At 58.4% G+C, this 12,177-nt stretch carries 11 protein-coding genes; all 11 read right to left on the bottom strand.

Annotated features, from left to right (window positions below; all coding sequences use genetic code 11):
* Positions 1–717 (bottom strand): glycosyltransferase family 4 protein (locus VGG64_12895; protein HEY1600496.1); only part of this gene is annotated, 717 nt, incomplete at its 3' end.
* Complete coding sequence (locus VGG64_12900) at positions 708–1,856, bottom strand: O-antigen ligase family protein (GenBank protein ID HEY1600497.1); 1,149 nt, start codon at positions 1,854–1,856, stop codon at positions 708–710. The genes VGG64_12895 and VGG64_12900, both read right to left, overlap by 10 nt.
* Before the next feature lie 92 nt (positions 1,857–1,948).
* A complete protein-coding gene (locus tag VGG64_12905) occupies positions 1,949–3,145 on the bottom strand; it encodes a glycosyltransferase (protein ID HEY1600498.1) in 1,197 nt (398 codons plus the stop codon).
* Positions 3,146–3,203: 58 nt separating this feature from the next.
* On the bottom strand, positions 3,204–3,863 hold the full coding sequence (locus VGG64_12910) for an acyltransferase (protein ID HEY1600499.1): 660 nt from the start codon (positions 3,861–3,863) through the stop codon (positions 3,204–3,206).
* Positions 3,864–3,876: 13 nt separating this feature from the next.
* On the bottom strand, positions 3,877–5,133 hold the full coding sequence (locus VGG64_12915; GenBank protein ID HEY1600500.1) for a glycosyltransferase: 1,257 nt from the start codon (positions 5,131–5,133) through the stop codon (positions 3,877–3,879).
* Positions 5,130–6,323, bottom strand: coding sequence for a glycosyltransferase family 2 protein (locus VGG64_12920; GenBank protein ID HEY1600501.1), 1,194 nt, complete (start codon positions 6,321–6,323; stop codon positions 5,130–5,132). Before VGG64_12920 ends, VGG64_12915 begins: the two co-directional genes overlap by 4 nt.
* The gene (locus VGG64_12925; protein HEY1600502.1) at positions 6,320–8,443 is read right to left on the bottom strand and encodes an NAD-dependent epimerase/dehydratase family protein; all 2,124 of its coding nucleotides are present in this window, start codon (positions 8,441–8,443) and stop codon (positions 6,320–6,322) included. Before VGG64_12925 ends, VGG64_12920 begins: the two co-directional genes overlap by 4 nt.
* The gene (locus tag VGG64_12930; protein HEY1600503.1) at positions 8,440–9,519 is read right to left on the bottom strand and encodes a glycosyltransferase family 2 protein; all 1,080 of its coding nucleotides are present in this window, start codon (positions 9,517–9,519) and stop codon (positions 8,440–8,442) included. Before VGG64_12930 ends, VGG64_12925 begins: the two co-directional genes overlap by 4 nt.
* A gap of 128 nt (positions 9,520–9,647) precedes the next feature.
* Positions 9,648–10,523, bottom strand: coding sequence for an XrtA system polysaccharide deacetylase (locus tag VGG64_12935; protein HEY1600504.1), 876 nt, complete (start codon positions 10,521–10,523; stop codon positions 9,648–9,650).
* A gap of 51 nt (positions 10,524–10,574) precedes the next feature.
* On the bottom strand, positions 10,575–11,438 hold the full coding sequence (locus VGG64_12940) for a sugar transferase (protein HEY1600505.1): 864 nt from the start codon (positions 11,436–11,438) through the stop codon (positions 10,575–10,577).
* A gap of 51 nt (positions 11,439–11,489) precedes the next feature.
* The gene (locus tag VGG64_12945) at positions 11,490–12,155 is read right to left on the bottom strand and encodes an exosortase-associated EpsI family protein (GenBank protein HEY1600506.1); all 666 of its coding nucleotides are present in this window, start codon (positions 12,153–12,155) and stop codon (positions 11,490–11,492) included.
* Positions 12,156–12,177: the final 22 nt, after the last annotated feature.

The raw sequence follows: 12,177 nt of genomic DNA on the forward strand, positions 1-12,177 counted from the left end.
TCGACGAACCAGCGTAGTTAGCGCGTCGGCCAGAACAAGAAAGCCCTTTTGCGGCATGTAACGCCCAAGAAAACCTAGCAAAGGAACGTGCTTATCGAGTGTGAGGCGGTCGCGCAAATCACTTAATGCAGTTTTCTGCGACGAGGAATACTGCTGCAAGTCGATCCCATTGTGAATTACTTTTACCTGGCAGCGTCCCTTTTTCAGTTCCGGCAAGTGCTGGAGATGATCGCATCGGGTGTCTTCGCTGACAGCAATAAGAATGTCTAACTGCTGTAGGATTCGCGCCAGCGCGGCGAGTTTCAGACGGCCTGCGATACCATGGAGATCGACGCGACAAAAGACGTCCTGAGACGTCATAACGTGCGGCAGGCCGACCCCAAGGTTAGCAAAGACGGTCGGCACGGCCGCCTGCACGCCGTGCGAATGGATCAAAGAGAACTGCCTTCGCTTTAACAGTTTGCGCACGGTCGACCAAAACCTGGGCTTCTCGTGATTTCGATCGCGGTGTGGCACTCGGACGACTTCGGTCCCCTCCCATGCCCGAACTTCAGAGCAGAATGTATCGTGGTACTCATACTCGGGCACGACGAACGTGAAATGAAACCCGGCCTGCAACAGAATCGGATAAGTGTATAGAATGTGCGTACGCACACCACCGACTGGATGTCGGACAACAGCTAAGATGCGATGCTGTGAAGGTCGACCTATTCCCATGCCAGTGTGACGTCCTCTGTATTGTTTAGAAAATCGCCCTCCTGGCACATTTGCCAGTATTCGACCTGATTTCTCATGAGTCGCAGACCAACGACTTGGAAAGCACCGAACCAGAGCCAGACGTGCCAGAACAGGAAGTTGAACCCCCATGCCATGACAGCTAGCAACAAAAACGATGCAGATGCTGCGATCACCGTGCGCCACGCAAACTCGTCGACGCAGCCTGTTCCTCGCAACATCCGCGCTTCGAGGGTGTTTTGTAAGACGCCAAAGAGCATTAAGCCAAAAGTCACAGCGCCTGCGACACCCAGTTCAGCGAGCAATTGTCCATAAAGATTGTGCGGCAAATGGCCGGTGCCGCTCGCTTGGCTGAAGCTCGAAGGACCGAAGCCCAGCAGTGGTTTTTGCAAAAATACGGGGATCGCCGCTTCAAATCCGGCGACCCGCAGGCGGGAGCCCGAATTATTGGTCGCGGAATTCCCATAACTCGAGTCGTACAGAGAAAGGTATCTGCTCTTTCGATCTTCTGGCAGGAGCATCCAAACGGCGGCTAATATCACTGTGTAAGCTGCCAGCAGGCGCAGTCGCTTAGGCGACGCGACACTAGCAAGCAGGCCAGCCAGCAATATGCCGACCATTCCCATTCTCGAACCAGTCAGCATTACACAATAACCCGCCATGCCAAAGTGCCCAAGGAGCAGGACGCGCTGCCAACGTTTGCGCCATCCGCTCCATAGCACCCAGGCAAATGGCTGGCTGCATACTATGAGCCCGGCCAAGTCATTGGGATCGCGGAATGTTTGACCGATGCCTTGCATACGCACAATACCTTGGGCGTACCAGGCGTTTCCATTGAAGTTTTCTCGCAAGGTGTGCGCCATGACAAGAGTTACGACGGCGAAATGTCCGACGATGATATTGCGCAAGTCCTGATCGGTCCGGACAGATGTAACGAGCAGGACATAAAATGTGGCGTACTTCAGGTAGTTCTCGACGGTTGCCTCGCCTTCGGCTTGATATGGGCTTAATATCCAGCTCACAACCAGCACGACAATGAAAAAGGCAAAATAGCGGTGCAGGCGGTTCCCGACCGGAATCGCCGGCTGGGTGGCCAGCCAAAAGACGATCGTGGCAATCATGTATACGCGCTCAAGGCGAATCGCCGCGAGCGCCGGAGATAGCTCGAATGGCCGATGAATGAACAGCCACATGTATCCGACGAGTAACCAAATCATGTGTTTTCAGTCGTACCGCACATTGATCTAGGAGTACCACATTCCATGTCGATATCTCGTGGTACCGCCTCGTCCCGGCGGAGGCTGCTAAGAGGTTTGCCCTTTGTGGTCAGGTATAACTGCTCATAAAACTCCTCATAGCGACGCGCCTGTCGGTCGACACCAAACTCCGCAAACGCGCGGTGCCTGGCGTTGGTTCCCAGCTGGCGCGAAAGCCCAGGATCTCGCAGCAGCCGATCGATGGCCACAGCCAACTGGCTGGCGTCGCCTGCAGGCATCAGCAGGCCGTGTTGGTCGTGGGTAATTAACTCTCCGCAACCGCCCACATCAGTGGCAACTATCGGCAAACCGGCGGCCATGTATTCCATGATCGAATTTGGTGAGCCTTCGGACTTCGAGCAGAGGACCGCCACATCCAGCGTCCGCAGGAATGCCGGGATGTCGGCCACGGTACCGAGCAGGTCGAAGCAATTTTGCAATCCGTATTCCCCGATCAGCAACTCCAAATCGGACCGGCAAGTCCCTTCGCCTGCGATTTGGTAGCGAACGTTGGGGTGAGACGGTTTCAGCAGGGCCGCAGCCCGGACGAGTAAGTCGAGGTTCTTGACCGGTCGCAAATTCGCAACAACGCCGACGCGAGTTTCGTGGCTGGTCGGATCACCGTAGCGCCGGCACTCAGATTCGGGAAATCGCGATAAATCTACTCCGTTGGAAATGATTTCAATAGTTTCGGGCAGGGCCCATTCGTGCTCGACGGCAACTCGCTTGCTGGCTTCGCAATTGGCGACCGTGGCGTCCAGCACCGTACTGAGGATTCTTCCTAGCCAACGGTCCTTCGGCTTCATCCACCAGTTGAGGTCGACGCGAAATCGAACGACGCGGGGGACACCGGTGAGTCTCGCTATGGGCGTTCCGAAATAAAGGGAGTCGGGAAACAGCGGGTGCAGCACATCGATGCGTTCGCGCCGCAGAAAGCGGCCGAACTCGATCGCCTTTCTCAAAGTAGATGGATGCCGAAGCGAACGCACGCCCAACCGCAGGATCGGCCGTCCGTCCACTTCCGCAAACTGTCGACTGTGCTCGTCCTCGCCACGCAGCAGGCACAAGTACGGTTCGATTCTGCGGCGATCCAGATGCTGCAAAAGCAACATGATCTGGCACTCGATTCCGGCCACGCCCAAACAATCGAGCATGAAGCACACGCGAAGCGGTCGGTCAGCGGTGGTGCGCGAGCGATGCATCTTGCGCGGCCTAGTGGCCGACAGGTTCGTGTATCTCAATGCTTGCGGGCGCGCGACGATTGTCCGGCAGGCGTGATTTCTTCACCGCGCATGGATTACCTGCGGCGACCACACTCGCAGGAATCGGTTTGACGACGACGCTTCCGGCGCCGACAACCGTGTCGTCTCCCACGTCCGCCATGACGACCGTACTGTTACCAAGCCAACAGTTTCGCCCAATGGTGACGGCGTCGTACTGCTCACGTTGGCTAGCAATTGGCTTGCTGAGATCGTCAAAGCTGTGCGTATGACGACCGGCGATAATATCTACATTGCTCCCTAGCAGGGTCTGATCGCCGATAATGCACATCCCCAGAGTGCAGCGGCCACCGATGTAGACGCCGCGACCTATCCTGGTGTGGCGGTGCGCAAACCATGTCCCAAACTCGATGGTGCAATCCCACCCAAACTCATCAAGCGTCATCAAATAAAAGCCGCGCCGCAAAACGATCCCTGGAAATCCGGGGAACAAGCTCAGGAACTCCGAGCACCCCAGAAAAAGGCTGTCTTTGGAATCAAATTGGGCAAACGCGCGGACGGGAATCCATAACAGCGCAGTCAAAACTGCCGCCGTCAAGGTACTCGCATCGCGCACGATATATCTTAAGTTTCTGACCGTGGATCGTTGCATGACGGTTTTGGGACTAGGACTCCGAGTGCGTCGCCGCGTGACTACTCGCCTCGGCCCGTTCGTGCGTGGCGCGTGAAAGCAGCAAGGAATCGATGACCTGTGAGTAATCATTCGCTTGCGACGCAAATGAGAATGCTTCTCTCACCAGCTGCATCCCGGCGGTTCCCATGCGGTGTCGCGTGGCACTATCGCGCAGCAGGTCGGTAATGCGCCTCGCTAGGCTGTCCGGATCGGCGGGCGCAACGAGGTAGCCGTTGATGCCGTCCTGTACGACTTCGGGCGTTCCACCTACGGCCGTGGCGACAACAGGTATTCCTGCCGCAAATGCTTCCAAGACGACGTTGGGAAGGCCCTCGGTATACGACGGCAAGACGAGCATCTCCAGATGAGGATAGTAGTGGTCGAGATCGGCGCAAAAACCGGCGAGGCGGAAGCGTTGACTCAATCCGAGCGCATCAATCTGGCGTTGCAGAACTTGCCTCAAAGGACCGTCACCGAACAGAACAAAGGCTGCATCGGGGTGCTGGCGCACCACCCGGTGGGCCGCATCGATTAGATGCCTGAAGCCCTTTTCAGGGCTCAGTCGGCCGGCCGCTCCCACGATCAGCCGCGGCTGCTCGGGGAACATCTGTTCCATACGACCTCGATAAGCAGAGTCTACCTGGGCAAAGCGCTCGCTGCGCACTGCACAATGGATGACCTGAGTCTTCGCTTTTGGCACGCCCGCCTTGCGGACCCTTTGAGCCTGTTTTTCGGAAACGCAGACCACCCGGTCCATCCGGCGCAACAGGAATCGATCTAGCGCGTCAAATATCCGGACTCGATAACTCTCGCCGGTCCAACCGTGAGAAACGGAGATGATTGGAATGCGGAGTCGGCGAGCTACTAAGCGACCAAAGAAGTTGGGTTTGTAGCCATGGCAGCAGAGGACGTCAGGTTGGAGAGTCTGCGTGAAGGACAGCAGTTCACGGTACGTCGCCACCATTCGAGGAAAATCGTATTGAATGGCGTACACATCGAAACCGCGTTCGCGGCCGGTCCGGACGAAATCTCTACAACGTCCTTCCTCTTGAAACGTAGCGAAAAGGGATTGGTATGCATCCTGCATTTCACGGCCAAGCTCCAGCATTTGACGTTCGACGCCCCCAAAGCATGGCGAGGCGGTCAGGTGCAGAACCTTGGTCCTGCGTGTTGACGGCGAAGCAAGGGCTTGAGAGCTGTTTTCCAACGTCGGCGAAATTGTACGCAGTTTGCTAACGGAGGTTTTCATCGAGGGGTTCGGGTCCAGGGAGTCGTCGCTGACATGCCCGACTGGAGGGCAATGAACATCAGCCGGAGCAGTATAAAAGGGGTCCATAGTAGATAGCGTGCGCGACGCATACTGAGGCCGACAACGGCCACTCCGACGGAGAAATAGACGAAATAGGCCGCAAGAACGCCTACACCAATGGCGGCGAAGGATTCATGAACGGCGTCGGGGTACACAGCTTGGAGAAGCGCGCCAATGCCCACCGTCAAGGCCACGTGCACGAGGACCAATGGCCTGGAGACAATTAGCAGTGTGAAGCCTGCGTCCGCTAGGTGCATCCGTCGTGTCAGAATACCCCTGACGAGTAATGCTGCGGCGGACTCTCGGCCGAGTCGGAGGGCACCGCCTGCCCAACGCTTCCGCTGGACTGATAATTGCTCCCGCCGTTCCGCTGCGGCGACAACCACACTAGCGTTCGCTATAAATCGTACGTGAATGTCGTGGCGCGCAAGTATTAACGTATATTCGGCATCCTCAACCGCAGAGTGGACATTCCAAGGGTGATCCTGAAGAAGTGTTCTATGCAACACCATTCCCGTTCCTACGAGCATGACCGCCAGCCCCAAAGTTGACTTCGGCGCGTAGAAGTAATCGTATTCCAGAATGTTGCCGACCATTGCCATGTAACTGATCGGGCTGGCGTCCGGATTCGATGGAATATGATTGGCTTGAAGCGCCAAGTCGCCTTGTTCCAAGCAGTAGTCGAACACGCGGAGTGAGTGTCTCTCGATGACACAGTCCGCATCGAGTACGACCATCGCGTCATACGCAGAAGGGAGTATTTGGTGGAAAGCCCATTCAAGAGCAAAACCCTTTCCCTGACGCTCAGCATCCTTTCTTTCTAGACAACAAGCGCCGAGACTCGTGGCAATCCCTGTGGTGTCGTCGGTGCAGTTGTCAGCAACGACAAACACTCGGTACTTGTCGGCGGGATAGTCCAATTCAGAGCATGACCGTAGGGCATGCTCTATGATGTCTTGTTCGTTATGTGCCGGAATGACAATTGCGAAGGTATGAGTAGGGTTTCTGCTGGCTTCCGCATATGCGCGTCCCCCGGCGAGCCGCGCTAGCATCAAAAACAAGTGGTACGTTGCCACGACCACCGCTGGCAGCAGAAAGAAAGCAAGATATAGGTATTGAACGAGCGTCATGGCCTTTGAAAGTTTGCCCGCGGGTAGACCGGGACGGCGACGGTCGTCAGACTCACGTCGATATCAGCCCGCTTCGCCATCATTTCCAATCCCTGGCGAATTCCCACCCGGGGCTGCCAGTCCAGCGCCTTGGCCGCGGCGGTGCAATCGAACGTTCGCAAGCCGATCGCCGACTTGAGTCGGTAGGGAGTGAGGGGAGCGGTCCGTCCAATCAGACCGAATACCGTATTAGCACCGAACGCCGCGGTATAGAGCAACGAGAGCGGCGCGTGGATAACCGACTTTTGCTTGCCGGTCGTCCGCAGATAAAAGCGGGCTATATCGTCCTGCGATAATTGGTTCGGATCGACCAGGTGCAGTACGGTGCCGTCAAACCGATCGGAATTACCCGCTGCCAAGATCGCATCCACGAGATCATCAACCCACACCAGCGGCAGCGTGTGACGACCATTTCCCAATACGATCAGGCGTGTTCCCGTCTCGATCGCCACGGCCCCTGAGAGAAACGGCCGATCCGGACCGACGACCTCGCCCGGCCGCAGGATAATCGCGCGCAGCCCGCGTTGCTGCACTGCCTCGACGACGATTCGTTCCGCCTGAAGTTTTGTCTGCGAATACAGGCCGCGCTTCTCGGCAAATGGTTCCAGTGGCCAGTCCTCGGCGATGGGCGCACCGTTCGCCGCGGCCGCGTGGATCACACTCAAGGAACTCATGTACACGAACTTGTCGATGCGATGGTTCAAAGCGCTTTCTACGACATTCGTCGTTCCGGCGATGGTGGCGCATTGAAAATCCTCGGCCCAGCCCTCGACCGCCGCCCCCAGATGATATACCTCTGAAACCCCCGTCACGGCTCGATCGACATCTGTCGAGTTCCCCAAGTTCCCCAAGAACACTTCGACGCGGTCATCCTCCAATAGCTCTTTCGCCGGCGCATGACGCGTTAGCAATCGCACGCGCCCCTTTTCATCCAGCAGGCGCCGTAGTAGGTGGCGGCCAATAAAGCCTGTGCCACCGGTCAGCAGGACTCGGGCGGTGCCGCGCTGGGGGAAACGTGCCACGTGCTGCTTTTTGGCGCGATCGGCCTCCCCGGCGATGTGCTCGGTCCAGCGGACAGTTGGTGTCGCCTGTTCAATCGACACCGGCGCGGGCAGCCCCGCTTGCAACGTCGCATAAAACTCTGCCACCAGATTCTGCAGCCCGTGATAGCGACGAAGTTTTTTGCGCAGGATACGCCACACGTTGCCCGCCACCTGGGTCATCATCGCACGCCCCTCATTGGCCGTATTGAGGATGCGTTCGGCAGCTCCTGGCAGCCGTCCTTTGCGTCGCACCGTTACCGACATGCCCATCATGTCGGCACGTATGATCCCACGTGTCCCTTGGATTTGCAGAACATCCTGAGCGGGCGTCACTTCCCAGGAAAAATGAATTTGCCCGGAGCCCCGTTCGCATTGCACAGAGACGCGCCAGTCCTTGAACGTCGGACAACCGTCCCGAGAGGGTTGGCCGAGCCGTACTGTCGCGTCGCTGACGGGTCCCAAAAACGCCTCGAGCAAATACAGCGAATGCACGCCCAGATCGCGGAATGGAAACCCGCCCGCCTGATATTGGTAAGGGACGGGGCCGCCGGCATAAGGGGCATACAGCTGGCTGCGGAAGTGGTCCACTCCCACGACTTTTCCCACGGCGCCACTATGAACGATCTCCAGCGCCTTCATCACAAATGGATCGCGCAGTTGGGAATGTCCCACGCAAACTTGTCGGCCTGCATGCGTCGCAGCCGCGGCGATGAGTTCGCAGTCTTCAACGCTTGTTGCCAGTGGCTTTTCCACATACACGTGGCACCCGCGATGCAGTGCCTCGAGCGTGGCTTGCGCGTGGGTGTCCGGTGGGGTTAGAACGTGGATCACGTCCGGGTTTTCCGCCAGCAACTCGGCAAATGACGAAAACGCGTGGGGCAGGTTGAACCTTCGCGCCATCGCCGATGCCCGCGACAGGTCAAGATCGGCGACACCCACGATCTCTACATTGCGCAGGCGCCGCAAGGCATGGATGTGTGCCTCGCAAATGGCACCGGCGCCGACCAGGCCGGCCTTCAAAATGTGCTCTTGTCTCACGGTGAATCCGCTTGCCCAGTGCGCCGTGGGCGTAGTTGGCAAGGTACTTCGATCAAGATGCCGATGCCTGCACCGCTGTGCAATGTTGCGAACACTGCCGGCAACCACGCGCACAGCGACCAGCGGCGCGCTTTCAGAGCCAGCACGGCCGAGTAGCCTAGGGTCGTCAGCACGTAGAACGAGAGGACGACAACATAAAATAGGCCGGCACGGCGGGACCAGATTGCAGCGAGTGGTCCGGCCGCGACAAACATCAGGAACAATGCCGGGGCAAAACCCAATGGCGAGAATGTCTCGGGGTGCTTGCGCAATAGCCGCAGCCGACCACGACCGTAACGCTGCATCTGCCGAAACAGCCCGGCCAATGTAGTCCGCGGGTGATACGAAACGCGCAAGGCCGGCACGACGACACATCTCATGCCGGCCAGATCGACGCGGTGGTTCAGTTCGACGTCCTCACACGCGTCGAACGACTCGTCGAACAGGCCCACACGCTCAAAGACCGACCGGCGGTAGGCAACCGCCACACTGTGAGCCGGGACTTCCTGCTCAGTTGTGGCGAAGACATGCGAAGCCGGATGGTGCCCCAGCCGCGAGGCGCGGGCGATGCCGATGGCCCGCTGCAAAGTGCTCGGCTGCGAGACCTCGAGCGGCTGTGGCCGGCCCAGACAATCGGCCCTAGTACGCGCAAAGGCCGAGGCCAGCTCCTCAAGGTAGTCGGTCGAGTCGATCGCGCAATGACCGTCCACGATCAGGACCAGGTCGCCGCGCGCGGCGCGAACGCCGATGTTGCGTGCGGCGCTCGACCAATGCCGAGGGTTTGCCAACAACCGAACGTTACCATGTTTGCGAACAAACGCTTGCACGATCTCGCGCGTATTGTCCGTCGATTCTCCGTCGACCACGATGATTTCAAATCGATCGCGCGCGTAGCGCTGCCGTAGCAGGTCCTCCAGGGTGTTCGCAATCGAGCGTGCCTCGTTGCGAATGGGCATGACGACCGAAATGGACGGTCTTGTTTCCAAAGCATGCGCCGATTCCACCGGCTGTCCCCGACTCGTTTCTAAGGTGCTCATCGTGGTGGGGAAAGTAGGACTGCGCTGCCTGTTGAGCTTTGCGCAAAGCCCAATATCACTTGATCGTCGGTGACTGCGCATTGCGACGGCTTCAGGCGGTCGGTTTGGAAACGGTTACTGGCCTGCGGTCAGTGAACGGTCTCGAGAGTTTGTGCCGGAGTCAGGGCCAGGTCGGCCAAGGCGATCACGTCGCGCAGGCAACCGAATTGAAAAGTCATCAACAATCGCCGCAGCTTGCGCTCCGTGGAATGCAGATTCACATAGTGGCGTCGTCGCGCCAGCCAAGAGCCAACCTGCAGCCGCGGCTGGGCGGGATCGATTTCCCAAGGATGGGTATAAAACACGAAAGGTCGCCGCAGCCGATCATTGACGCTTCGCAGCGCGCGAATGGTGAATGGCAGGGGATAGAGCCTGAAGTATCCACCCCCCGAGATCGGCAGGTTCATCCGTCCCACACGCAGCACCGAGGCCGGCAACTCCCACAACGCGCCGGCCTTGGTTGTGATACGGTGCAGGGCCGGCTGTGCGTCAGGTATGCCGTAGCGATCGTGATAGATCGGATAGATGCTTGAGTCCGAAATAAATCCTTCGTCGGCCAATATCTCGAGCGCCCACAACGAGTCTTTGGTGACCGAGAAACTGGGCGCGCGATAGGCGGTGACCCGTTCCCCGATGATCTGTTCGAGTACGTTACGTGACCGTACGAGGTCCGCACGGAACTCGTCCGGCGTCAGCTGATATAACAGTCGGTGCCAGTAGCTGTGCGATCCGATCTCGTGTCCGGCGCGGTGGATGGCACGCACCAGATCCGGAAAACGCTCGGCCACCCATCCCAAGACGAAGAACGTTGCGTGGGTCCGCTGCTCGTCGAGAAGTTTTAGCAATCGGTAGGTGTTGGGCACCACGCGGCTCTCGTACCGATCCCAGTCTCGGCGATCGACCTGGCGTTCAAATCCAGATACCTGGAAATAGTCTTCGACGTCGATGGTAAGTGCGTTCAACATGGGAGGCAGTTGCCGCCAAACGGCCGTAGTTCGATGTCGCGCGGACGAGCTTTACCGCGGTTTCGCGTGTTGCAAGGAATGTTTGTGGAGATTGCCGTTTTGAGAGTGACTATTGCCATTGTGCAATACGGACACCGTGTCCACCGTGATGGCTCGCATCACTTCGGTCTCCCGGGCGCTTGGCACCAGCACATCGTCCGCGGTGGGCAAGTCGACAACGCGGCCCAGTCCGAGAAGTGCCGTCGTCATTCCCTTGAAACCCAAGATTCTCAGTGCCGTCCAACATAGAATGCGCAAGTCAAGGCCTGCGTTGGCGGTGTGGATGTAATCGATGTCCAGCACCAATTTGCGCCGCACGCTGTCAAGGTCCGTATCCGGCGGGAGATTGATTTGGGCCAGGCCCGTCACGCCGGGGCGTACGACCAGCCGGTCGAGATAGCCGTCGACTTCGCGGGCGAGTACCTGAGTGAATTCCGGGCGCTCGGGACGCGGACCGACGAGATCCATATCGCCACGTACGACGTTCAACAACTGCGGCAGCTCATCGAGGTGGATCGAGCGGATGAAGTGCCCTACGCGCGTCAGACGCGGATCGTTGTTCGTGGCCCAAGTCGGGCCGGTTCGTGCTTCGGCATCGTGCCGCATGGTCCGTATTTTGTACATCGTGAAGTTCTTCCCCCCGCGCCCGACGCGTGTCTGGCGGTAGATGCCCGGCCCGGGTGAGGTCAGTCGCACGACAACGACCAGCAGCAACAACACCGGGGCTGCGGGAAGCAGCAACAGGGCGGCCAGCACTCGATCGGGAATGTGCTTCCAACGGAAATAGCTTGCGGCTACGACCGGCGGTCGACTGTGCGCCGCGGCCGCGGCTGCTTCGGCGCGATGCACCGCTTGACATTCCGTGATGCTGGCCATGCTGCCGACTCCTAGATTAAATGATGAGAGTAGATGGCAGACTCGTGCAATCTACTTCGGCGGTATCTGGAACAACGTGGCATCAAGGGCGGGCAAGAAATCTTGCAAGAACTGTTGACAAAGATCAGTCCCTGCCTGCTCCATCCGTTCCGTGAGCGGACCGGCGACTTGGATCTTGTAGAGCATTGGCTCGCCCGCATGTTCGTAACGAGCATTGGCTGACGCTCGCCAGCGACCCTGGGGGCCGGTCCATCCGTAGACCACGCTGAAGCGATTCTGTTCCAAGTCGTTGGCGCGAAACACCACCCGCCACAGAGACTCTTCGGGGTCCTTTTCAGGGCGTGTTGCCACGAGTTTGGGTGGCGCGACGATGGTTTGGCCTCGGCTCGAGTAACAAATCTCGGGCGTATGTACGGCCGTTGGACCTGGAGGGCCCACCAGAAGTGCCACCCGGACGGATTCCCCTGTGAGGGAATTCGTGTACTCCCGCGAAAAATGGCCGGCGCACTGCAGCATGTCGACCACGTCGTTCTCGAACGGCTCGGAAGACTTCAGTTCCCAATCGCCGACGCGCTCTGGCACGCTGGCCAGGGTATTTCCGGCCGAAACCAGATCGGGCGGTTGTCCCCAACGATTGCTGTAACGGCCCTCGGCCCAACCGGCGGCGGCCGTGGCTACGCACGTGACCAAAATTGCAACGAGAAGATTTCTTGGCATAAGAGCGTTCAACGTAAAGGTC

This window comes from Pirellulales bacterium, assembly GCA_036490175.1.
GTDB lineage: Bacteria > Planctomycetota > Planctomycetia > Pirellulales > JACPPG01 > JACPPG01.